This window comes from Chryseobacterium angstadtii (genome assembly GCF_001045465.1).
Lineage (GTDB): Bacteria > Bacteroidota > Bacteroidia > Flavobacteriales > Weeksellaceae > Chryseobacterium > Chryseobacterium angstadtii.
Genome location: NZ_LFND01000003.1, coordinates 895,952 through 920,308, shown reverse-complemented (window position 1 = coordinate 920,308; position 24,357 = coordinate 895,952). Strand labels below are relative to the sequence as shown.

The following is a 24,357-nucleotide window of genomic DNA, read 5'->3' as shown; positions in this document are numbered from 1 at the left end:
AATATGAAAATACCTTTAATTTTCAGCTGATTTTGTAATATCAATGCTATACGTAAATTTATCTGACCTGTAATACCCGACATTATACTCCACCGCCTTTCCATTGATGTCATAAACAAAACGTTCCCTTTTCAAAATAGGAAAAGAAGCCGGAACTTTCAATTTTTTCCCTATCACAGTACCTGCATTACAGGCGCTTATATTTTCACGGGACCGATGAACCACTACTCCATAACGTTCCTGAAGCATTGTATATAAAGGAATATTAAAATCATCCTCCTTGCTGACCCCTAATCTTGGATGAAAATAACTTTCAAAATAAACAATAGGTTCATCTGAGTTTTCACCTTTTAATTTTGAGAGTTTAAATAATTTTCTTTCCGGAGTACAGTTAAAAAAATTACATAAAGTTTCGTTGGGGGTTTCGTTTTCTGTTTTTAATAACAGATTAATGACCTCAATTCCTTTTTCCTGCATCTCTCTTGTAAAGCTGTACCAGTGATCCAGTCCTGTTACTAAGCTTTTCTTTTCCGCAACGCGGGTACCAATTCCTTTTTTCCGTACAATAAGTCCTTCGTGCTCCAGTTTATTGGTTGCCTGACGGATTGTATTTCGTGATACTCCCCAAAGATTGGCCAAATCCACTTCCTTAGGCAGTAAAGCTCCTTTATTAAAAGGTTCCATCTTGATAAGTTTTCGGAAAAGCTCTTCTACCTGCACATGAAGAGGCAACTTACTTTTATGATCAATGGTAAAATTCTTTGTAGGTATGTTCATACATATAAGATTGAAGCAAATGTAATTATTTTTTCTTTTCGAAGATTAAAATTTTTAAAAAAGTTTATTAATTTTTAAATATCACAAAAGAATTATTGAGAAAAATTGAGAGAAAAAGCCTTATTATTAAAGCATAAAAAATCCTGTTACCCAAGTTTAGACTAAGCTTTTGAATTGCCCGGAATAAACTCCTGTAACAGGATTTTTAGTTATCTTAATTTTTACAGACCTAAAAACTCCTCTACAGAAACTGTTTTCTGTTCTCCGGCAGTAAGATCTTTAAAAGTAACCGTTCCATTTTTGATTTCTTCTTCTCCTAAGAAAACAAGATTTTTTATTCCTTTCTTTTCAGCAAATGTAAACTGTTTGTTCAGTTTTGAATTCTCCGGATAAAGTTCGGCAGAAATTCCTTTTTCTCTCAGCTTCATAATCAGCTTCAGGGCTTCTACAATTTCTTCTCCTCCGAAATTAGCAAACAGATACTCTACATTGGTTGTAGCTTCCTCAGGGAAAAGCTGAAGTTCTTCCATCACCAGATAAACTCTGTCCAGACCAAATGAAATCCCGATCCCAGGAATATTTTTCACACCAAAAACTTCTGTAAGGTTGTCATACCTTCCACCGCCTCCAATAGATCCCATAGCCACTTCATCTGCCTTTACTTCGAAAATGGCTCCGGTATAATAATCTAAACCTCTCGCTAGCGTAATATTGAAGACAAGGTTTTGCATATCTACGCCAAGATTTAAAGATTGAGTAAGAACAAATTCCAGTTCTTCCACTCCTTTCAATCCAATTTCACTGTCTGCAAATTTTTCTTTCAGCTGAAGAAGGTTTTCCAGGGCATCATCTGTCTGGTTGAATAAAAACTCTAGTTTATCAATAGATTCCTGAGCAATTTCTCTTTCCAATAATTCCTTAACAACGCCTTCTTTTCCAATCTTATCAAGTTTGTCCAAAGCTACAGTAAATTCAATCAGTTTATCGGTAATACCTGCATATTCTGCAAGTCCGGAAAGAATTTTTCTGTTGTTCATATGAATGGTAACAGGAATTTTAAGATCCGAGAATGATTTCAGATACAGCTGAACTAAGTCTACTTCCTGTAAAAGGCTTTCGCTTCCAACTACATCAGCATCACATTGATAAAACTCTCTGAATCTCCCTTTTGCAGGTCTGTCGGCCCTCCAAACCGGTTGAATCTGATACCGTTTAAAAGGAAAAACCAATTGACCGTGATTCATAGACACGTATCGTGCGAAAGGAACTGTTAAGTCATATCTCAAAGCTTTTTCGGAAATCTTCTTAGTCAATGCCTGATGATTGTCCACGTGCAATTCTTCTGCAGAAACCTTATCCAGATAGTTTCCGGAATTTAATATTTTAAAAATCAAACGGTCTCCTTCTTCTCCATATTTTCCTGTGAGTGTAGAAAGATTTTCAAAACTTGGAGTTTCCAAAGGCTGAAATCCGAATAATTCAAAATTCTTCTGTAAAGTATTGATAATATATCTTCTTCTTGAAACTTCCAACGCGGAAAAATCACGGGTTCCTCTTGCTAAGCTTGGCTTCATTTGCTGTATGTCATTTTGATAGATGCAAAAATAAGGAATTGAAAGGACTTTTGCGAAACATATAAAAGCTGAGGAGTATTTTTTCCTCAGCTTTCAATGCTTAGTTATCTTTCAATCCGAAAAATCAGACACTTTCCAGGATTTCAAGAATCTCTTCACCATAATTTTCAATTTTATGTTTCCCGAAACCTTTGATCTCCAATAGCTCTTCTTTTTTAGCAGGTTTATATTTGGCGACAGACATCAGCTCTTTATTGCTCGCGATAAAATAAGTGGGGAGATCCTGTTCCTTAGCCTTCTCAGATCTCCAGTATTTCAGGGCATCTAAAATTTTCTCTTCATCGGAGTTTAAAATATCATTGTCTGCAGAATATTTCACTGCCTTTGATTCTTTCACTATATTTTTGGCTGTTTTCAGCTCTTCAAAATATAGAATGACGGACCAATAACATTCATCATTTACAAAAGCGGTTTCCACTTTTATAATTTCGTTCACTTCCAGAAAATCATCCAACATTTTCTGATCCTGATAGAGAAACTCTTTGGGAAGCCGAATTTTAAAAACTTTTACTTTCATCATCTGTGTTTTTACTATTATTTACCTCCCAAAAGAAGAATTTCGTCTACTCTGATCTCTGTAATGTACCGCTTCACCCCATCTTTATCATCGTAAGATCTGTAGGTAAGCTTTCCTTCCACAGCAATTTCTTTTCCTTTTGGGACATACTTTTGAAGGATCTCAGCCGTTTTTCCAAAGGCAATAAGATTGTGCCATTGTGTTTCTTCCACTTTCTCTCCTTTTGCATTCGTATAATGATCGCTGGTGGCCAAAGACACACTTGCTTTTATACTTCCGCTTTCAAAATTTACGGTTTCAACTTCTTTTCCTGTGTAACCAATAAGTGTTACTTTGTTTCTTAGTGACATAGCTTTAAAATTTTTAAGATTAATAATTCAGATATGAGACGTTCACTGTGTTTCTCAAATCTCTGTAGCAAAGATGGAAACCTTGCCCCACCTTAGTCGGTTATAAACTATTTAAATTCGTTTGTAGTCGTTTGCAAACGGATAATTCCGTATCTTTGATGAAACATCACCTATGAAGAAAGCCATCCAAATTTTTGAGTTTCCTTTTAATTTAGGACTGAAGAAAAAGGATCATGAAACTGAACCTGGTGTCAAAAAACTGCCGGACTGGCTCAGAAAGTTGGGTTTTCATCAGGAAATTAGTCCTACAGATGTTTTCAGATTAGACACCCCGAAGTATTCTATGAACCTGGATCAGGAATCGGGTGTTTTAAATGCTGATATTATTGTTGAATATGCCCAAAAACAGGCAAATCTCATCCTGGATAATCATGAAAAAAATAGTTTCAGCATCATGCTTGGAGGTGACTGCAGTATTCTGATCGGAACTGCTCTCGCTTTAAAAAAACTGGGAAATTTCGGATTATTTTATCTGGATGGGCATACTGATTTTATTCCACCTCACCTTTCTTCTACCTCTGCAGCAGCAGGAATGGATTTGGCTATTATTACCGGAACCGGACCTGAGAAATTAACCAATCTTCAGGGACTTCAACCTTATTTTAAAGAAGAAAACATTTTCTGTGTGGGAAATGCAGAAACCGATGATAAAGAATATGTTCAACAAATCGTGGATTCCGATATTCATTATTTTGATCTGTATCAACTGAGAAAAAACGGCTTTCGAAAAACTGAAGACGACTTTCTAAAGATGATCGACAGTAAATCCCTTGACGGGTTTTTCATTCATTTTGACGTAGATGTTCTGAAAGATGAACTTATGCCTGCAGTAGACAGCAGAATGGAAGCAGGTATTGATTATGAAAATCTCAGAGAAATTTTGGTACCTCTGGTTCATTCTCCCTCATGTTTTGGAATAGAAATCACTATCCTGGATCCCGATTATGATGAAAGCGGAACCTTTACTCAGATGTTTATAAAAAACTTAATTCAAATTATAAAAAATAAAGAAGATTAATGAAGAAGACTATAAAAAGAACGTTCAGGGTATCCAAATATGTGATCTACAAAGAAACTCTGGTTGATTATAAAGAACATTTCTGGTCATTTCTGGGAGCTTTCGTCGGAATTGGAATTATTGCTTTTATCCAGTCCCATTCCGTATCAGCTACTGAAAATATATTTCTGATAGGATCTTTCGGTGCCTCCAGTGTGCTGATTTATGGTGCTATCCAGAGTCCTTTGGCCCAGCCCAGAAATTTAGTCGGAGGACATGTGATCTCCGCTATTGTTGGGGTAACCGTTTACAAGATTGTTCCTGATATTATCTGGCTTTCTGCTCCTCTAGCTGTAGCTTTTTCCATCGTTCTTATGCAATATACCAAAACCCTGCATCCGCCCGGCGGAGCAACGGCTCTGATTGCTGTGAGTTCTGTTGGAAAAATTCCGGAACTGGGATACTGGTATGTTCTCTCGCCTGTTTTATCAGGTTGTATTATTCTCCTCCTTGCTGCTTTGCTGTTCAATAATATGACTCCAAACCGAAGCTACCCTTCCCACAGCAGATTTAAAAGGCTGTTGAGAAAAAAACATGAGCATCCACACAAAATGAAAAAATAAAAAACATGAACTGTCTCGAATGCGGCGAAAAAATTATCGGAAGGGCGGATAAGAAATTCTGCAATGATGCCTGCCGGAATGCCTACAACAATAAGCAGAATAAGGATTCTTCCAATCTGATGCGGAACGTTAACAACAAACTCCGTAAGAATTACCGCATCCTTTTGGAACTGAATACAGACGGAAAAGCTAAAATCGCCAAATCAAGGATGAACGGTCTGGGTTTTGATTTCGAATATTTTACCAATCTGAAAGTGTATAAAAATGGCTCTGAATATAGATTTATTTATGATTACGGCTATAAATTTCTGGAAGATGATTATGTTCTAATTGTAAAAAATCAGGCATAGAAACTTTTAACCTTAAACATAAAAGTATGAAAGAAATCGTTCTGATAACCGGTGCCGGAGGTATGATCGCCCGTGAACTGGCTAAAAAAATTGAAAACGAATATACCGTAAGATTTCTGACCCGAAAGAAAAAACATGACCGTGATTTTGAATGGGATATCCAAAAAGGAACCATTGATGAATCTGCTTTTGATCAGGTCTCCCACATCATTCATCTTGCGGGCGCCAATATTTCTGAGAAAAGATGGACTCCGGAAAGAAAAAAAGAACTTATATCCAGCCGCGTAGATTCGGCCGGGCTTCTTTTGAAAACCTTAAAAAAGAAAAACATACAGCTTAAATCTTTTATCTCAGCATCAGGGATCAATTATTACGGAACAGTCACTACCGATAAAATTTATACGGAAAATGATCCTCCGGGAAATGATTTTCTGAGTGAAGTTGTGGTTTTATGGGAAAAAGCTGCAGATGACTTCAAAGAACAAAACCTTGCTGATAGAGTGGTTAAAATACGCACGGCAGTAGTTCTTTCCAAAGAAGACGGAGCGTTGAAAAAAATGGGTCCTACCATACAATACGGGATTGGATCTGCTTTGGGAAGCGGAAAACAATATATGCCATGGATTCACATCGAAGATATCTGTTCCATTTATGAAGCCGCTTTGAAAAACCCAGCTATGAATGAGGCTTATAATGCCGTTTCTCCTCAACATACCACCAATGAAAATTTAACGAAGAAAATTGCTGAAGTCATGAATAAACCTCTTTTTATGCCTAATATTCCGGCTTTCGTTTTAAAACTTATATTCGGAGAGCTTGCAGATGCTTTACTGGAAGGATCAAGAGCTTCTTCACAAAAAATTCAGGACACAGGATTTCAGTTTAAATTTCCGGATCTCAGAAAAGCTCTGGAAGATTTATTAATTCTACATCGAACAAAATAAAATACTATTAAAAGATTCAATTCATTTATGCACACACCAGATATTAAAATCATAAAAACAGAAATTCTTTCAGACAACTGGTATACTTTAAATAAAGTCACCTACACCATTGCCAAGAAAGACGGAACTACGGAAACCCAAAGCAGAGAAGCCTACGACAGAGGAAACGGCGCTGTTATTCTTCTCTATAACACCACTTCAGGAACCGTAATCCTGACCAGACAGTTCAGACTGCCGACTTTCATCAATGGAAATACATCAGGAATGCTTATTGAGGCCTGTGCCGGCCTGCTGGACAATGATAATCCTGAAGAATGCATCAAAAGAGAAACGGAAGAAGAAACCGGCTACAAAATCTCAAAAGTAGAAAAGGTATTCGAAGCTTATATGTCGCCGGGATCTGTAACAGAGATTCTTCATTTTTTCATTGCAGAATATTCAAATGAAATGAAGATTACAGACGGCGGCGGCCTTGAAGAAGAAGGCGAAAACATTGAAGTTCTGGAACTTCCATTTGACAAAGCACTTGCCATGACCGGAAACGGAGAAATTATGGATGCCAAAACCATTATGCTCCTGCAGCATTTAAGAATCAACAATATTGTATAGAAAAATATGAAAAACCTTTTTCCTGCAATCGCTTTACTCAGTTTGGTTTCATGTAAAAAAGAACTTCCGAAAGATCCTCCAATAAATGAGGTATCGGTAAAAGAGGAAGGAACGGACACAATTAAATCCAAAACGGTAAAAGATGCTTTATATATGGAGTTTAAGCCCAAAACCATCTCTAATTTAAAAATCAGCGGATTTGATGTTTCGAAGGCATTTTCTATCGGAGAAAATACAATTGCAGTGGGAAGTTATTCTGCTTTGGATGGAAAAATTACATTACCAGATACGGAAGAAAACTTTGGAAAAAGACTTTTATTGCTGAATAATAAAAACCAAATCATCTACACATCGCAAGGATCAGGGGAAGCTTATCTTTATGAGCCTCATTTTTATAAAAACAACCAAAACGGAAATATCATTATCGTCTGCCAGCAGGCCTTTGAGTATTTTTTTGGCGGGGATGCTTATTTATTACAAAGCGGAACAATAAAACATATTGGAAATCTGGATATTGAACCCAACAATGAGGAGAAAAGTTTAACCGATATCTTAAAGATTAAAGAATCAAAAGATGAAATCATTTTTACTTTCAATGCAGACTCACTGGTTCTGAAACCGGGAAATGAAGATATTATCATTAAAAATAATAATAATACTCAATATATCTACAATCATCAATCATTGAAATTACATCAGTAGAAATGCTGACAAACGGCTTATAAAATTGCAGAAATCTATAAAAAAAATTTAAAATGCTACAGGATCATATTACAGTGGAAAACCGCCACAAAGATTTTATAAAAAAAGTGAGTGAAACAGAAGTTGTTTATGCTTTGGAAGATGAAAACGGATTTGCTGTCTCCTACTCCAACGAACTTGAATATGAAGACGGCGAACCTGTACAGATCATTTGCTTCTGGTCTGATGAGGCAAGGGCAAAATCATGCATAAATGATGAATGGATCGGGTATAAAGTTTCAACTATCCCTCTCAGCGATTTTATAGAAAACTGGTGCCTGGGAATGAATAATGACGGCATCGTTGCAGGAACCAATTTCGACTCTAACTTGTTCGGTTATGAAGCTGAGCCTTTGGAACTGGTTCTCGATATTTTAGAAGTGCTTAAAAAAACGGAGAAAAATTTCCCTTTACGAAAGTTTGAAAGTTTTGATGATATGCAAAAACAGATCAAAGAAGTTTTGAACAGTTAAAAAATTAAGAAAAGTTCATTAAAAATATTTATAAAAAGCATGGAAATTCAAAGTATAGATCACATCGTGCTTACAGTGGCCGATATTGATACAACTATAGAATTTTACACTTCTGTTCTGGGATTTCAGGCCGTCATATTTGGGGAAGGTAGAAAAGCATTGGTATTCGGGAACCAAAAAATCAATCTTCATCAGAAAAACCATGAATTTGAACCGAAGGCAGATCAACCCACCTGCGGCTCTGCCGATCTGTGTTTTATCGCGAAAACTGAAATCCATCAGGTTCTGGAAGAACTGAAACTGAAAAACATTGAAATTATCGACGGCATTGTAGAAAGAACGGGTGCTGTAGGAAAAATAAAATCAGTTTATTTCCGGGATCCCGATATGAACCTTATAGAAGTAAGTAATTATTTCGGGATTTGATTTTAAAGATTCAAAAATCATTTTCAAATATAGATTTTCTTCTTTTTGTTTTAAATCTAAATATTAATTTTGTAACCATTCAAAAAGTCTTTTCAGAAAATGATGATTCACCAAAAAATATGAAAAAAATACTATTTACTTTTTCGCTCGCCCTTTCTGTAATAGTCTGGGGACAGAAAAAAACAACGAAGACCAATAATAACCTGGTATTGTATACGTACCAGACTTTCAACTGCGACAATAAAGGATATTTTGACGCCGGAAAATACAAAAAAGAAGAAATAGATGGGGTTTACCAGCTTCTTTATCAATTCAACGGTGCTCTGTTTGACAACCATACTGTTTTTAAACTTTCTGATGTGGATGATGTCCGAAAAAATAAAAACATCTACCTGCAACAGCTGGAAAAGCAGTATCAGGAAAAGAAAAAAGAGTTGTATGGCATACAGGTAATCAATCTTCCGGAATGGAAAAACCTCCATCAGGAAACTATCCGGATTTTTGAAAATGAATATCAGCTGAAAAAAGAAGATCTTATTGCTTATTCAGATCCCGCTTCGTTAAAAAACAGTCAATTCTACGGTACCTGTAAAGAATATATTGATGCCGTTTCTTCACCCGACAAACAGAAAATGTACACTCTTTGGAAAAATTTTGTTGAGACCAAAAGTAAAAACAATGCGAGTCCACAATCAGTAATAGATAAATTTAATGCCCAGTTCAACGATCCGAGGAAAGATGATTACGCTCTGATTCAACTGGTTGGTTTTGGTTTCTACAACTGTGCTAACGAAAGTTTCAGACCCGATCCGAATGATGAAGGAACACTCTATGAAAAATTTGATCAGATTTTTGCAAAGCTGAAACAGGATTGTGATGAGCCTTAATCCTTGATTTAAAGATTGAAAATTGAAAAATTTAAAGATTATTATAATGGCAGTATTCGTTGGAGTACTGCTTTTTTTATTTCCAGAGAGTCTGAATTCAGGTTAAATGTTTACTCCGTGGGTGTTTTTCACTTCAGCCATCACAAAAGTACTGTGTGCACTTCCGATAGAATCTACCGACCCTAATTTGTTGAACACAAAATCCTGATAATGCTTCATATCCCTTACCTGAACTTTGAGAAGAAAATCGTAATCTCCGGAAATATTATAGCATTCAGCCACTTCATCAATCTGCAAAATTTCTTCTACAAACTGGTTTCCCACCGAACGGTCATGAATTTTAAGCTTGATCTGGCAAAAAACAGTAAATCCCCGGTTGAGTTTCTCAGCTTCTAAAACGGCAGCATAATGCTTGATATATCCATCGTTTTCGAGTCTTTTCATCCTTTCAAAAACAGGTGATGGCGAAAGGTTAACTTCTTTTGCAAGCTCCTTCACAGTCAGTTTCGCGTTTTTTTGCAGGATTCTCAGCAACTGAAGATCCTTTTCGTCAAGTCTTTCCACAGAATAATATTCTTTTCTAAGTTATATTTTTCAAATTTACAGAATAATTAACTTAAAAATCAACAACAAACCAAATATTAATCTTAATTTTTCAAATTTAACCGACCAAACCACTTTATTGAATATCTTTATCCCAAGTTTTGCTCTTTAACATACTTCATCATACAGAAGAGGTTTTACTTAACGTAGATTAATAGGGAATCGTGTGAAAATCACGAGCTGTCGCGCAACTGTAAGTAACCCACCAAAGGTTTTTATCCCAGCATATCCACTGCCAAAAAGCGGGAAGGATGATAAAAACTGTTACAAGCCAGGAGACCTGCCTATTCTGAATGGACAATGCTTTCGCGGTATGAAGCTTCAGGTCTTACAGATGATACTTTTTGAACAAACTGCCCTTTTACAGGCGAAATTACGTCCTTATTGTATCTCCCCATTTCCTTAAAATTCTTTCCTGACAGCATTGCGGAGCATTCTAAAAGAGCTTTTAAAATCTAATGTTTAATTTAAAAGTTGAAGAACATGCAAACGCACATTCTAGGCAGCCCGCGTATTGGCAGCCACAGAGAACTCAAAAAAGCCTGCGAGCAATATTGGGCAGGTAAAACATCATTAACCCATCTTCTGGAAACCGGAAAAAATATCTGTCTTCAGAACTGGAAATTACAGCAGGAAGCAGGAATTGATCTTATTCCGTGTAATGATTTCTCCTATTACGATCAGGTTTTGGATATGACCCTAACTGTAGGAGCCATTCCTGAACGTTACCAGGAAATTGCTTCCAGAGTATCCACATCCGAACTGGATCTGTATTTTGCCATGGCAAGAGGTTATCAAAAGGAAGGTCTTGACATTACCGCTATGGAAATGACCAAATGGTTTGATACCAATTATCATTATATTGTTCCGGAATTTCAAAAGAACCAGGAGTTTAAATACTTCTCCAAAAAAATCATCAACGAATTCATCAGTGCAAAACAGGCCGGAATAAATGCAAAACCTGTTATCATAGGCCCTCTTACCTATCTTCTGCTTGGAAAAGAGAAAGAAGAAGGATTTGATAAACTGGATTTAGCAGAAAATCTGCTTCCTGTTTATATTGAGATCTTAAAAGAGCTTGAGAACCATGGTGCGGAATGGATTCAGTTTGATGAACCTTTCCTGGGGCTCGATCTTAGTGAAAAAGCAAAAGCAGTCTATGCGTCTGTTTATCAAGAAATCAGAAAACAATTCCCAAATCTTAAACTGATCCTTGCAACTTACTTTGAAGGATTAAAGGATAACCTTTCACTCGCTGTTTCTTTACCTGCCAATGTTCTGCATATTGATCTGGTACGCTGCCCTGAACAGCTTGATGAGGTTCTCAGCGCCATTCCACAAACCATGAGTCTTTCTTTAGGTATTGTAGACGGAAGGAATATCTGGAAAAATAATTTTGAAAAATCACTGGATTTTATTGAAAAAACAGTAAGCACTATAGGTTCTGAGAGGGTTTTCGTTGCTCCATCCTGCTCTCTTCTCCACTCTCCTTTCGATCTTGATCTGGAAACGAATGAACAAACATTATCTCCGGAAATCAAACAGTGGCTGGCTTTCGCGAAACAAAAAGTCTATGAAATTACAGCATTAAAAAAACTGGCTTCCGGAAAAGCAGATTATCAGGCTCTTCAGCAGTTTGCAGAAAATAAAAAAGCACTTGATAACCGCAGAATATCATCACTCATCCACAATCAGGGTGTAAAAGACCGCGTAGAAGTAACCACCGAAGATGATGCCAAAAGAAACAGCCCTTTCAGTATAAGAAAAGAAGATCAGCATAAAGTTCTGCAACTTCCGTTGTTTCCAACGACTACCATCGGTTCATTTCCTCAGACCCAGGAAGTAAGAACCTGGAGATCAAAATTCAAAAAAGGAGAACTTACTGCCGAACAATACGATGATCTGCTAAAAAAAGAAACCGAGAGAACCATCCGCTGGCAGGAAGAAATTGGCATCGATGTCCTGGTTCATGGAGAATTTGAACGTAATGACATGGTGGAATATTTCGGAGAACAGCTTTCCGGGTTTGCTTTTACTCAAAACGGATGGGTTCAGAGCTACGGAAGCCGTTGTGTAAAACCTCCGGTTATCTATGGTGATGTTCACCGCCCTCACCCAATGACTGTTTACTGGTCTCAATATGCTCAATCCCTTACTCAAAAGTGGGTAAAAGGAATGCTTACCGGGCCTGTCACTATTCTGCAATGGTCTTTTGTACGTGATGATCAGCCGCGTTCTGTCACCTGTAAACAGATTGCATTGGCTATCCGTGATGAAGTCAATGATTTGGAAAAAGCTGGAATCAGAATTATTCAGATTGATGAGCCCGCCATCAGAGAAGGTCTTCCTCTCAGAAAATCCGAATGGCAGCAATACCTTGAATGGGCCGTTGAAGCGTTCAGAATATCTGCTTCAGGAGTTCAAGACACTACGCAGATTCACACACATATGTGTTATTCCGAATTCAATGACATTATTCATAATATTGCCGATATGGATGCCGATGTGATCACCATAGAATGCTCCAGAAGCCAGATGGAGCTGCTTCAGGCCTTCGCCGATTTCAAATATCCGAATGAAATTGGTCCTGGGGTTTATGATATCCACTCCCCAAGAGTTCCATCAAAAGAAGAGATGATTCATCTGCTGAAAAAAGCACAGGCAGTAATTCCGGCACAACAGCTTTGGGTAAATCCGGACTGCGGATTGAAAACCCGTCATTGGGATGAAACCGAAAAAGCACTGATAGCTATGGTAGAAGCCTCGAGGGAAGCTGCCAGCACGTATGTAACGGAAGAAAAGCTAAAAAATCATTAATTGTAATTATTAAGCAGGAGCAAAACTCCTGCTTTTTTATTTTGGCTGAAGCCGTTTTCATTATTTTCATTATAATAATCGGGCTAAAGCCCGATCCTATTGAATTTTTGGATGGTTGATTTCTTTATACAACGTTTATCTTATATAGTGGAAGATTTAAGGAACGCAAAGAGGAATCAATTTTTCAAGTTGATTTAATGATGATGAGGAAATTTTTGGTGGACATTTTATTCAATAGAAATGGGCTTTAGCCCATTATCAAAAAGTAAAATTATTCTTATGGCTTTAGCCGAAAATAATATCCTTTTCCAATAAAAATTACCGTAGTTTTGATATCGCATTAAACCATCAATTATAATGAGAAAATCTATTCTTACCATAAGCTTTTGTATTGCTACATCTTTTTTATACGCACAAACGGAAAGAAAATCTGAGCAACAGAAAAGCCTGATTTCTCAAACCGACAAAGACAAAGCTTTTGAACAATGGATGAAGGAAAATAAGATTCCCAACGTAGGATTAGGTATTATCAAAAATGGTAAGCTTGAAAAGGCCAAAGTATATGGAGAACAGCGAAAAGGAAATCCTGCGCCTGACAATACTCTGTTTAATGTAGCTTCACTCACTAAACCCGTAACAGCCATCATTACTCTAAAATTAGTAAGTGCGGGCCAATGGAACCTGGATGAACCTCTCAGTAATTATTGGACAGATCCTGATGTTGCAAGTGATCCCAGAAGTAAAAAACTGACCACAAGAATGGTTCTGAGCCATCAAACTGGTTTTCCCAACTGGCGATGGATGAATGCTGATAATAAACTCAACTTTCAGTTTGATCCGGGAACAAAATACCAATATTCAGGGGAAGGTTTTGAATACCTGAGAAAAGCACTGGAAAAGAAATTCGGTAAAACATTACAACAGCTTGCCGAAGAACTTGTTTTTCAGCCATTACAATTGAAAGACACTTCCTATATCTGGAATGAGAAGAAAGATGCCTTACGCTTCTCAGAAGGTTATGACAAAGAAGGGAAACAATACCAAACCGTAAAAACAACAACCCCCAACGCAGCTGATGATCTCATCACCACAGTATCAGATTACAGTCAGTTCTTAATTAGCGTTATGAACAGCAAAGGACTTTCTAAAAAGGTTTTTGATGATATGACATCCGGTCAGGTAGTGACTAAAAAGGACAAATCTTTTGGATTGGGTCTTGAAATCTACAATTTGGGAGATGGAAATATTGCACTTTCTCACGGAGGATCTGATAAAGGAGTACAAGCCATTTTCTTTCTTCTCCCAAAAACAAAGGACGGAATTGTTATTTTCACAAATGTTGATGACGGTTATAAAGTCTTTGAGAAGCTTTTAACGGAGTATCTGGGTGAGGATGGGAAGAAAGTTGTGGAGATTGAGATGAAGAAAACAATATAATTTCTGAAGGTAGAGAATTAGAAGCCAATCTTTATCAATATTTTCATGGAAATAAATTTAATTACAATCAATCTATAGTTCAAGATAAAATGAAGAAAACCATTCTGTTCATTATTTTAGCATTAAGCCAAATTGTTCACGGTCAAAATAAACTTTTTAAATCTGATAATTTAACTGATACAGATTCTGTCAAAATAATAGGTATGTATCCTAAATGGGATAAAAACAAGAGTTATGAAAAATACAATTTTTTAATTACTGATAAAAAAGTGATTGATTCACTAATAGAATCTGTTGAGTATGCGGAACCTACAAAAAATATAAGTGAGCAAAATAATTTTTCAATTATTTTAACGAAAGGCAACAAAGTGATTAACAGGTGGTCTATAAGTCCTAAGTTTACTAATATTAATATTAATGGATCTAGCCGACAGTTTGATATTTCAATTGTAGATAATCTTTCAAAAAAGTATTTTTTCAAGTACATATGGTATGAAAAGGAGTTTAAAAATGAAAAAGAATTCAGCAAATTCAATGCTGAAATATTAAAACAGGAAAAAACTCTATACGTAAATAAACCAATTTTTGTTTATGAAGGGTCATTTGAATTACAGTTTCCTAAAAACGAAACCTTTCCCCACCCTAAAGCTATTGATGAATATCTAAGGCCACAAATTGAAAAAATTGTTAAGGAAAAAAAGTTTAGTATCTCTTATAAACTTGATGAGTTTAATATGAAAAACAGGGATCAGTATACTATAACAGTAGAAGGCCCTTATTTTCTTTTTACAGATCTAAAAGAAAAAAACAGCAAAAAAGGGAAATGGGTTCCTGCAAAATTTATTGCGACTGTTTATGAAAAAGAATAATAAAAACCAATCCACAGTCTTATGCACTTTATATTTTTATCTTTAGTTATCAATCATTTATCTCATATGTAAACAAAGAGAGTTTACAAAGACACCCTCCCCAAAACCTTCAAATAAATTAATAATGAATAACTTACGATTTTTCAAATTAAATTCCTTAATTTTGCACTCCGAAAATAAGGATTTACAGTTATGAAAAAATTAGGCGAATACAGAAAGCTTCTTAATGTTGATAAGACCGTTACTTTAAAGGAATTAAAGACTATTTACAGAAATACGATGAAAGATTCGCATCCTGATAAATTTATTGATGACGAAGCTGGGAAACTGGAAGCAGAAGAAAAAAGTAAGGCTGTAATTGAAGCGTACCACTTTTTGGTAAGCATTAACCAGGAAACACAGGAAAAATATAAAGAAGAATATACGGAAACGATTACAAAATCAAATATTCAGGATTTTTATCTTGAAAAGGCGGTTTTGAAAGTTCAGCACCTGAATGGAAATATGTACGAATATATCGGAGTTCCAAAAAACATCTATATCAAAATGGTTAATGCCGATTCGCCAAGCCGTTTTGCAAGAAGACACATTTACGGAAGTTTTATCTACAGAAAAGCCGGTGAGGCGATGGTAGATTAATTCTGTACATACAATATAAATAAAGGCTTTCAGGTTACTCTGGAAGCCTTTGTTCATTAAAAAAACAATGATTGGAGCGAACAAAGTATTCAAACTTTTTGTGATTTTTTTTAAACGCAGAGCTTTACAAAAATTAGGTTTTACTTCAGGAATACAAAGAGGACGATAAAAATCGCGGATGAAGCTTTATGAATACAGCGCCCGCTTATTCAAATCAAGGAAATTGATTCAACCTTTGCAAATCTTGAATACGCAGTTTTAAGATTAATCTTTGCGTTGAAGAAAACATAGAAAATAGGAAATATAAGACAAAAAAAGCGCATCAGAAATCTGACGCGCTTTTAGGTTAATTAAGGTTGTTATTTTAGTCTACGTGTTTCGGCGTAAATCCGTCTTCACTTAGTTCTTTGTGTACATAGTCGGCTTTCATTTCGGCTTCATAGTCTACTTTCTCATGTTTACCCATTCTTCTTAGGATGGAATCAAACAGCGAGTATACTACCGGTACGATAATCAAAGTAAGGAATAGAGACGATGTCAAACCACCGATAACCACCCATGCAAGACCTTTGTTCATCTCTGCTCCTGCTCCCGTTGCCAATGCGATTGGAAGCATACCAAAGATCATCGCGATCGTGGTCATAAGGATCGGACGAAGACGAGCGTGGTTGGCCTGTATCAATGCATCATGAGTATTCGCTCCTGCCGCTTTTCTGGCATTGGTAAAGTCGACAATCAAGATTGCGTTTTTAGCAACAAGACCAATCAACATAATCATACCTAACATAGTAAAGATGTTCAATGAATTGGCAGTTAAGGCAAGAATGACCATTACTCCAATCATAGCCAACGGAATTGAGAACAATACCACAAACGGATATACAAAACTGTCATACAATGAAACCATTACCAGGTATACCAATACGATAGCCGCCAATAAAGCAATTCCTAACGTACCGAAACCTTCCTGCTGGTTTTCCATATCACCACTCCAGATATAATCTACTCCGGCAGGTTTATTTTTGCTGTCTTTGAATTGGTTGGCCCATTCATTAGCTACGTCACCCACAGGTCTACCTACTGCTTTTGCTCTTACTTTTACAGATGGTGATTTATCTCTACGTTCAAGCAAACTCGGTCCTGAACCCATTTTTACATCTGCAAACTGGCTCAGACGAACCTGCTCTCCCTGAGGATTGGTAAACATCAGGTTTTTAACATCATCAATTGACTGTCTGTTTGCATCACCAAAACGGATATTAATATCATATTCATATTCTCCGGCTCTGTATTTTCCGTCTGTATTTCCGTTGAATGCAGTCTGCATCGTTTGTCCTACACTTGAAAGGTTTAAGCCTAAAGAAGCCATTTTATCTCTGTCGATGCTCACCTGAACTTCAGGGTTACCTGTATCTGTTGACAATTCAGCATCTACTGCTCCCGGAACTTTCTTCAATAATTCCAGAATTCTTGTTGCTTCTTTTACTGCCGTCGCGTTATCCGGAGCTGTTACTACCATTTCGATCGGTGCATTCTCTGCCCCCATGATACCGATTGGAGCAGTCTTAAATTCAACTCCTGTGAATTTCTCCTCTAAAGCTCTTTTGATCTTTGCTGCTTTGATGTTGGTACTTTCAGCACGTTCAGACTTATCTGTAAGGTTTACCTGAACCTCAGACTGATAAGTTGTAGCCTGAGCTCCACCAAATCCGGTAGATTGCTGACCTACTGTTGTAATCAAATCAACAACATCTTTATCGTTTCTTAAAAACTTCTCAACATCTAGTGTCAATTGGTTTGTTTTTTCAACCGTAGCATCTTTTGATAATTCCATCTGAACAAGGAACTGTCCACGGTCTATCGGAGGGAAGAATTCACCACCAATGAAACCGAATGCTACCAGCATAAATGAAGCGATCAATACAACAAACGTGATAATAACTGTTGAAATTCTTCTTAACGTAGATTTAAGACACCATTCAAGGATATCTGTGATCCAATGCGTGAATTTTTCAATGATTCCTTCAAACCAAAGGATAAATTTCTCGAACCAGTTTTTTCCTGTTAAGTGCTCCAGCTTACCAAATCTGGATGATAGCCAAGGGATAATGGTGAATGAAGCAAGCAATGAAAGTAAAGTAGCAATAACCACCGTGACGCAGAACTGTGCCAGGATGTTCGCTACCAGACCTGAACTCATCGCAATCGGTAAGAATACCACCACAATTACCAACGTAATTGCCGCCACCGTAAATCCGATTTCCGAAGCTCCGTCATAGGCGGCTCTGATTTTACTTTTACCCATCTCCATGTGACGGTAAATGTTTTCCAGTACCACAATCGCGTCATCCACAAGAATACCTACCACAAGCGATAGTCCCAGTAAACTCATTAAGTTCAAAGTATACCCCATCAGATTCATTCCAATGAATGCTGCAACCAATGAAGCCGGGATAGAAACCATTACAATAAATGCATTTCTGATACTGTGAAGGAATAATAACATCACAATGGCCACAAGAATAATCGCCAGGAATAAGTCGAAAATAACGTGGTTGGCAGATTCCAGGGTAAAGTCTGTAGTATCGTTTACCACTTTTACTTTAATTCCCTGATTTTTATAGGTTGCTTCTACGGTTGCAATGGTTTTCTGAACACTTTCAGATACGGCCACCGCATTGGCATCAGACTGCTTTTTCACCTGCATTAGGATCGTAGGAAACTGGTTGAATCTCGCTACTTTTTCAACATCTTTCTGAGAGTCGAAAACCGTTGCAATATCAGATAAACGAACCTGAGCTCCATTTTTATTGGAAACAACAAGGTTGTTCATTTCTTCAATAGACTTATATTTTCCGGATAATCTGATCGTAGATTTTGAAGTTCTCGTTTTCAAACTACCTGTCGGGAAGTCAAGGTTGGAAGAAAGAATGGCCTGTTGTACATCTGCTATTGAAAGCCCGTACCCCTGTAATTTTTTCTCATCCAGATTCACCTGGATTTCTCTTTCCTGCCCACCTACAAGATCTACCTGCGCCACACCGTTTACACGGGAGAAAATAGGTTCAATCTTTTTATCTAAAAGGTCATAAAGATCCTTACTGTTTAGTTTATCAGATGCAACACTCATCGTGATAATCGGTAAATCATCTAATGAGAATTTATTCAGTGACGGTGCATCTACATCATCCGGAAGGTCTGCCAGAATTGCATTTACCTTTCTCTGAGCATCATTCAATGCATAGTCTACATCTGCCCCATCATTCAGCTGAACCATGATTACAGATAAACTTTCGTAGGAAGAAGATTCCACTTTTTTTACGTTTTCCAAAGACCCTACGGCATCTTCAATCTTTCGGGTAACGGAGGTTTCCACCTCTGCAGGCGAAGCTCCCGGATATACCGTAGAAATGGTTACCATATTGGTTTCAAACTTCGGGATCAATTCGTATCCCATGAGTGAATAACTCAGGAGACCTCCCAGCGTCAGAATTGTAAATAATACAATAACTAACGAGGGTCTTTTAATCGATATTTCTGCTAATTTCATACCCTTTCTACTTTATGATATTCACTTTAGACCCGTTGTCAAGGTTGATCTGTCCGCTGGTTACGATCTGCTCACCCCCATTCAGTCCGCTTAATACCTGAACTTTATCGCCATATACTTTTCCAACAGTCACTTTGATAAGCTTGGCAACCCCGTTCTGAACGACGAATAACTGACCTGAACTTACTCCGTTCACAAACGCTTCCGCAGGAACAGTTAATATATTTTGAGTTTCTGCTCCGTTATTCGTTTTAAATACCGCTGTAGCATACATACCGGCCTTTAAGTTTCCTCTGTTCTGTACTTCAATTTCTACAGGGAAATTAAGCGAAGCATCACTTTTAGGAGCAATGAATGTAATTCTTCCGCTGAAAGAATCTTCCGGCAATACGTTTACATTGATCGGAACTTCCTGACCCAGCTGAATTTTTCCAATTTGGCTTTCGTCCACCAGTACAGAAAGTTTCAGGCTGTTGATATTTACGATTTCAAACATGGAAGTCCCCACTGAAACTACAGTTCCCGGTTCAACCATTTTTTTATTGATCGTACCGCTGATCCCTGCACGGATGCTGGTATCGTTTACTCTTACACCCTGAGCTCTTACCGCTGCCTGTGCATTTTTAAGCTGTAATCTTGAATTATCTACCTGCTGTTTGGTAACTCCTCCCGTTTTAAAGGCATTTTCATAACGCTGATTGTCAATAATAGCATTCTGTAAATTATTCTGAGCCTGGGTTACATCCACCTCAATAGCATCTCTTTTAATAGTTGCCAAAACCTGCCCTGCCCCAACTCTAGATCCTTCTTTCACCAAAACACTTACGATACGTCCGGCTATTTCAGAAGACTGGTTCATTTCCTGCTTAGGAAGGAAAGTTCCGTTTGCAGAGTAATCCGTATTGATATTTTCTCTGCTTACCGTTACAACATTTACGTTGATCTTGTCTACCTGTTTGGCAACTTCCTTAACCTCCTTCGTTTGTTTTTCTTTATTACCTGCAATCTTGTAAGCCGCTAAACCGACTAAGACCGCTGCTACGATGATATATATTAAAGTTTTTTTCATTTTAGTTTATTATAAGTTTTGTAGTGTGTTCAGTTCTCCTTTAGCTTTAATTAATTTGATCTCAGCCTGTTTGTAATCCAACAGAGCATTTGAATAATTCTGTTTTGCCTGCGTTAATGCGTTTTCAGAATCAAGTACTTCCGTAAGGGTGGCCAAACCATACTGATAGTTCGACTGAGTGTTCTTCTGTACTCTTTCCGCAAGCTCAACGTTATCTTTCATGCTTTGAATATTGATGATAGAATTCTCCATATTCGTAATGGCATTTTTATAATCTAAGCTCAGGCTCAGCTGTTGATTCTGAATATCCTGATCAAGATCCTGAATATCAATTTCAGCCTGCTGAATTTTAGCTTTTGTAGCTCCTCCGGTAAAGATCGGAACATTCACGTTCAGACCTATCGCAGAGTAATCACTCCAAAGAACTCCGTTGTTCAAGCCATTGGTTAATGGAAACTTTTTACCCATACCAGCCCAGCCATAGTTGGCGGTAAGGCTTACTGTAGGATAAAGATAGGCTTCGGTAGCTTTTTTGTTAAACTGAAGAAGCTCTCTGTTTTTGTTTAAAACTTTAAGCTCTGTACGATTCTCAAGATTTACATTGCTTGCCAGCAGTTCAGGTTTAGGCTCGATCGTTTTTTCTTCAAGCTCAATATCTGTACTGATAGAGACTCCCATATAGAATTTCAAAGCATTTTTAGAAAGTTCAACGGAATTAATCAACTGCTGCTTGTTCGAACCTATATTGGTTAACTGTACATTGGTACGGTCCAGATCAATCGCTTTTGCCAGTCCGTTATCAACCAGACTTTTAATTACATTTCTTACTCTTTCTGTATTGGCATAGCTCGCTTCTACCGTTTTAAGATTCTCTTCCTGTACAAAAACCTGATAATAGGCTATTGCTACATTTTCAATAATCTGTTCGTTGGTAAGCTGGGCATTAAGAACATAAAATTCTCTGGTGGATTTTGCCGCTTTAAGACCTGTGAAAACTCTTTGATCAAACAAGGCCTGCTGAAGCTGTACAGAAGCTGTAGAACTCCATGGCTGTCCCAATTGGGCTCTGATTCTCTCTCCACCAAATTCAAGTAAAGATTCCTGAATCACGGGATTATAGGTTAAGCCTGCAGTGGCAGTGATTTGTGGCAAAGCCCCGGCTCTGGCCTCATCAATTTTATATTCAGCTTTTTTGATCTGTAATGCTGCTTTTTTGGCTTCTGCTTTATTCTGCAGTGCCTGCTTTATGGCCTCCTGTAAAGAGACCTGCTGCTGGGCAGATACCGATGAAAAGCCGAAAATCATAAATGCTGCAGCTATCCCAATTTTTAGCTTGTTAGCAGTTATACGTTTTCTTTTCATAATTGTATACTTCGTTTATTTTTTTAATTTAATTTTTCTCGTCAATGTTTTTGTTTCTAAAGGACGAATCATTTCATAAAATACTTTAACATTTTTTTAATTTTTGAAAAGCATATTGATAATGATTTCTTTTCTTTCTGAAATAATCTGATCATATTCTTCATCACTGATCATCAGATTCTCCATAAATAGAGGTCTTACAGCACTTGGGAATACCAGTAATGAAACCATATTCAGAATAAACTGTACGGGCGCCATTTTCTCAATATTTCCCAGCTCCATTTCTTTTTCGATGTCTTTATAAAGAGTTTGCAGTACTTCTTCTTCAATTTCTCTCTCATTACAATTTCCCTTATTGATCTGTGAAACGATATAGGTTTCCAGATACGGGTACTGAAGACTTGTAGAAAGGCTACTTTCTATGAATTTGCTGATCTTTACTTTAAAAGGAAGATCTGCATTCTGGATGATCTTGGATTTTTCCTGTTCCACCCGTTGAGCTTCATCAAAAATGATCTGAATAAGATTATCTCTGGAACGGAAATAATAATTAATCAGGGTTCTGTTTACTCCGGCTTCATCTGCGATCTCCTGGGTAGTAGCATCAAACTTCCCTTTCACAAAGAATAAATTCTTCGCTGTCTCCTTGATCAATTCCTGTGTTTGGTCTTTTTTCGCTTGATTTGACATTATTGTTAAACAATTTTGTGCAAATGTAAATCAAATTCTGTTTTTGACAAAATTGTTAAACAAAATAATTAAACAAAATTGTTATGATATGCATCATGTTTTTGGATGCTCAGTATAAGAAAGATAGCGCAAATGGTTTCTGCTAAAGAATAGGTAGAAAAATAAAAACGAGCAGAAAATTCTGCTCGTTTTTAATTTTATAATAATTTTATTTTGTCTTCTGAAATATCGACGATTTTGTCTTTATAAAGTCCGCCGAGTGCTTTTTTAAAATTCTTCTTGCTCATCTGAAGCTCATCTTTGATTTCTTCAGGAGAAGATTTATCGGACAAATAAAGAAGTCCGTAGTTTTCTTCCAGCTTATTCAGAATCTTCTGTTTAAATTCATCTATATTTTCAAAACCCTCAGGCTGTAAGGAAACATCAATCTTTCCATCTTCACGGATTGCCTTTATATAACCACCTTCTTCTGATAACGGATACAGTTTTTTGAATACATCTGATGCATATACAAGCCCGATATACTTTTTATTAACCACCACGTTCCAGCCCAATTCACTTTCATTCATCATGAGCAGATCTACTTTATCGCCTTTTTGAAAAGGAAGATCCTGATATTGAGGATTTCTTTTGAATTTTGTAGTTCCTGTGATCAGATCCAGATCTTCATCCACATACAGATAAACCAGGTATCTTTTTCCTTCAATAATCTTGGATTTCTGCTGTTTGTAAGGAATGAAAAGGTCTTTTATGATACCCCAATCCATGAAGGCTCCACTCGGAAGACTCTGTACACAGCTCATTACCGCATACTCCCCTACTTCAGCCAAAGGAATTTCAGTGGTTGCTTTTAATTTGCCGTCATCCTGATAGACAAAAACTTCAACATCATCATCAATTTCTTTTTCATCGCTGGTGAAAACCTTAGGCAGGAAAGCTTTCTCGCCTGATTCGTCCACCAGGATCCATCCTGAGTAATTTTTATCTGAAATTTTTAAAGTCTGGGTTTTTCCGAGTTGCATTGAATATAAAATTAGCTGCAAAGGTACGGAAAATTGAAGATTTTACATGACTTTTACCTTCCATTTCAATGTTGTTCCGGTAAAAACCACTCCAGCCCGTGTATAGCCTTCCAAAATGAATGTAAAAAGAGAAACCTCAATTTCTTAGTTAATTCTGAGATATCTTCCTATTATATCACCTTAAACTAAGCTTGAATTTCTTTCAGCTTCATATACATCTTTTCCAATAATAATGAAGATTAAAAATTCCCTGTATAATGATTTATCTCATCATATGAAAGATCAATAAAACTAAATATTCATTTAAATTTGTTTTAAACAAAAAACTATACCATGAAAAGAATACTATTGCTTCTCTCTGCAGTGGCATTGATAAGCTGTACTACGGAGTCTGAAACGGAGTCTGTTCAAAAGAACCCTGAACCGGAATTTCTGGCCGGAATTAAAGACAAAAAAGAATTTTTCTTCAAAGTTGTGAATGATCCCGTTGGCAACGGATTTAAACTGGATTCTACCAATAGCTTCAATCGTTTTTATTCTAAAATCGACAGGAATCCTAAAAAAAGCATGGCGATTATTATTCCGCTAAAATATTCCGCTAAAAATTCATTTAAAAATCAGTCTACCCCACACACATTATACTACCTTCAATCACAGGAATATACCGGATGGTTTGGCTACGATAGGGCTTACGCCGGTGGTCCCAATGAAATTATCTGGGGGAATGAGACTAACGGCTTGGAAATTCGCAATGGTGTTGTTCTGTATAATCCCGGACAATTAGCTCAGTCAGTAGATACATTCTCGGGAACCGGACTGTTTATACCTGACAGAGATGGCTATATTGACTGTGATAAATACATATTAGATACTCCTTCCGATGATTTAAGGTACTTTTAATTAAAAAACTA

The 24,357-nt window shown here is 37.0% G+C and carries 24 protein-coding genes and 1 riboswitch; of the genes, 14 read left to right on the top strand and 10 right to left on the bottom strand.

What is annotated here, in order from left to right; all coding sequences use genetic code 11:
• Positions 1 to 15: 15 nt before the first annotated feature.
• The 4 genes from ACM46_RS11980 to ACM46_RS11965 form a co-directional block, all read right to left on the bottom strand.
• Entirely contained in the window at positions 16 to 777 is a 762-nt protein-coding gene (locus tag ACM46_RS11980) for a GntR family transcriptional regulator (RefSeq protein ID WP_048506863.1), read from the bottom strand.
• 221 nt (positions 778 to 998) lie between these two features.
• Complete coding sequence (gene hisS, locus ACM46_RS11975) at positions 999 to 2,351, bottom strand: histidine--tRNA ligase (RefSeq protein ID WP_048506862.1); 1,353 nt, start codon at positions 2,349 to 2,351, stop codon at positions 999 to 1,001.
• Between the two features lie 124 nt (positions 2,352 to 2,475).
• The gene (locus tag ACM46_RS11970) at positions 2,476 to 2,931 is read right to left on the bottom strand and encodes an HRDC domain-containing protein (RefSeq protein WP_241486003.1); all 456 of its coding nucleotides are present in this window, start codon (positions 2,929 to 2,931) and stop codon (positions 2,476 to 2,478) included.
• Between the two features lie 14 nt (positions 2,932 to 2,945).
• Entirely contained in the window at positions 2,946 to 3,278 is a 333-nt protein-coding gene (locus tag ACM46_RS11965) for a single-stranded DNA-binding protein (RefSeq protein ID WP_048506860.1), read from the bottom strand.
• Between the two features lie 172 nt (positions 3,279 to 3,450).
• Between ACM46_RS11965 and ACM46_RS11960 the strand changes: the two genes are divergently transcribed.
• The 9 genes from ACM46_RS11960 to ACM46_RS11920 all read left to right on the top strand — a co-directional run bounded on the left by ACM46_RS11960 (position 3,451) and on the right by ACM46_RS11920 (position 9,388).
• Entirely contained in the window at positions 3,451 to 4,356 is a 906-nt protein-coding gene (locus ACM46_RS11960; protein ID WP_048506859.1) for an arginase family protein, read from the top strand.
• Entirely contained in the window at positions 4,356 to 4,958 is a 603-nt protein-coding gene (locus tag ACM46_RS11955) for an HPP family protein (RefSeq protein WP_048506858.1), read from the top strand. Before ACM46_RS11960 ends, ACM46_RS11955 begins: the two co-directional genes overlap by 1 nt.
• A gap of 5 nt (positions 4,959 to 4,963) precedes the next feature.
• Entirely contained in the window at positions 4,964 to 5,308 is a 345-nt protein-coding gene (locus ACM46_RS11950; protein ID WP_048506857.1) for a hypothetical protein, read from the top strand.
• A 26-nt stretch (positions 5,309 to 5,334) separates the two neighbouring features.
• Positions 5,335 to 6,252, top strand: a complete 918-nt coding sequence (locus ACM46_RS11945) for a TIGR01777 family oxidoreductase (protein ID WP_048506856.1) — start codon at positions 5,335 to 5,337, stop codon at positions 6,250 to 6,252.
• Positions 6,253 to 6,279: 27 nt separating this feature from the next.
• Positions 6,280 to 6,861, top strand: a complete 582-nt coding sequence (gene nudK, locus ACM46_RS11940; RefSeq protein ID WP_048506855.1) for a GDP-mannose pyrophosphatase NudK — start codon at positions 6,280 to 6,282, stop codon at positions 6,859 to 6,861.
• Positions 6,862 to 6,867: 6 nt separating this feature from the next.
• Positions 6,868 to 7,563, top strand: coding sequence for a hypothetical protein (locus ACM46_RS11935; protein ID WP_048506854.1), 696 nt, complete (start codon positions 6,868 to 6,870; stop codon positions 7,561 to 7,563).
• Between the two features lie 53 nt (positions 7,564 to 7,616).
• Complete coding sequence (locus tag ACM46_RS23390; RefSeq protein WP_048506853.1) at positions 7,617 to 8,075, top strand: DUF2750 domain-containing protein; 459 nt, start codon at positions 7,617 to 7,619, stop codon at positions 8,073 to 8,075.
• 39 nt (positions 8,076 to 8,114) lie between these two features.
• Positions 8,115 to 8,501, top strand: coding sequence for a VOC family protein (locus ACM46_RS23385; protein WP_048506852.1), 387 nt, complete (start codon positions 8,115 to 8,117; stop codon positions 8,499 to 8,501).
• A 119-nt stretch (positions 8,502 to 8,620) separates the two neighbouring features.
• A complete protein-coding gene (locus ACM46_RS11920; protein WP_048507158.1) occupies positions 8,621 to 9,388 on the top strand; it encodes a hypothetical protein in 768 nt (255 codons plus the stop codon).
• Between the two features lie 102 nt (positions 9,389 to 9,490).
• On the opposite strand, the gene ACM46_RS11915 is transcribed toward ACM46_RS11920, so the two are convergent.
• Positions 9,491 to 9,952, bottom strand: a complete 462-nt coding sequence (locus ACM46_RS11915; RefSeq protein WP_048506851.1) for an Lrp/AsnC family transcriptional regulator — start codon at positions 9,950 to 9,952, stop codon at positions 9,491 to 9,493.
• Between the two features lie 154 nt (positions 9,953 to 10,106).
• Positions 10,107 to 10,293, top strand: a riboswitch (cobalamin riboswitch).
• Positions 10,294 to 10,474: 181 nt separating this feature from the next.
• Here ACM46_RS11915 and metE point away from each other — a divergent pair.
• The 4 genes from metE (at position 10,475) to ACM46_RS11895 (ending at position 15,753) form a co-directional block, all read left to right on the top strand.
• Positions 10,475 to 12,808, top strand: a complete 2,334-nt coding sequence (gene metE, locus ACM46_RS11910; RefSeq protein ID WP_048506850.1) for a 5-methyltetrahydropteroyltriglutamate--homocysteine S-methyltransferase — start codon at positions 10,475 to 10,477, stop codon at positions 12,806 to 12,808.
• A 357-nt stretch (positions 12,809 to 13,165) separates the two neighbouring features.
• Positions 13,166 to 14,245, top strand: coding sequence for a serine hydrolase (locus ACM46_RS11905; protein WP_053082698.1), 1,080 nt, complete (start codon positions 13,166 to 13,168; stop codon positions 14,243 to 14,245).
• An 89-nt stretch (positions 14,246 to 14,334) separates the two neighbouring features.
• Entirely contained in the window at positions 14,335 to 15,114 is a 780-nt protein-coding gene (locus tag ACM46_RS11900) for a hypothetical protein (RefSeq protein ID WP_048506849.1), read from the top strand.
• A gap of 192 nt (positions 15,115 to 15,306) precedes the next feature.
• Positions 15,307 to 15,753 carry a KTSC domain-containing protein gene (locus tag ACM46_RS11895; protein ID WP_048506848.1) on the top strand — a complete coding sequence of 149 codons (447 nt, stop codon included), beginning with the start codon at positions 15,307 to 15,309 and terminating at the stop codon, positions 15,751 to 15,753.
• 364 nt (positions 15,754 to 16,117) lie between these two features.
• On the opposite strand, the gene ACM46_RS11890 is transcribed toward ACM46_RS11895, so the two are convergent.
• The 5 genes from ACM46_RS11890 to ACM46_RS11870 all read right to left on the bottom strand — a co-directional run bounded on the left by ACM46_RS11890 (position 16,118) and on the right by ACM46_RS11870 (position 23,446).
• The gene (locus ACM46_RS11890; protein WP_048506847.1) at positions 16,118 to 19,303 is read right to left on the bottom strand and encodes an efflux RND transporter permease subunit; all 3,186 of its coding nucleotides are present in this window, start codon (positions 19,301 to 19,303) and stop codon (positions 16,118 to 16,120) included.
• Positions 19,304 to 19,310: 7 nt separating this feature from the next.
• Positions 19,311 to 20,372, bottom strand: coding sequence for an efflux RND transporter periplasmic adaptor subunit (locus ACM46_RS11885; RefSeq protein ID WP_048506846.1), 1,062 nt, complete (start codon positions 20,370 to 20,372; stop codon positions 19,311 to 19,313).
• 9 nt (positions 20,373 to 20,381) lie between these two features.
• The gene (locus ACM46_RS11880) at positions 20,382 to 21,734 is read right to left on the bottom strand and encodes a TolC family protein (RefSeq protein WP_048506845.1); all 1,353 of its coding nucleotides are present in this window, start codon (positions 21,732 to 21,734) and stop codon (positions 20,382 to 20,384) included.
• Positions 21,735 to 21,830: 96 nt separating this feature from the next.
• The gene (locus tag ACM46_RS11875) at positions 21,831 to 22,424 is read right to left on the bottom strand and encodes a TetR/AcrR family transcriptional regulator (protein WP_048506844.1); all 594 of its coding nucleotides are present in this window, start codon (positions 22,422 to 22,424) and stop codon (positions 21,831 to 21,833) included.
• A gap of 197 nt (positions 22,425 to 22,621) precedes the next feature.
• Positions 22,622 to 23,446, bottom strand: a complete 825-nt coding sequence (locus tag ACM46_RS11870) for a CvfB family protein (protein WP_048506843.1) — start codon at positions 23,444 to 23,446, stop codon at positions 22,622 to 22,624.
• 333 nt (positions 23,447 to 23,779) lie between these two features.
• On the opposite strand from ACM46_RS11870, the gene ACM46_RS11865 reads away from it, so the two are divergent.
• A complete protein-coding gene (locus tag ACM46_RS11865; protein WP_048506842.1) occupies positions 23,780 to 24,346 on the top strand; it encodes a hypothetical protein in 567 nt (188 codons plus the stop codon).
• Positions 24,347 to 24,357 lie beyond the last annotated feature (11 nt).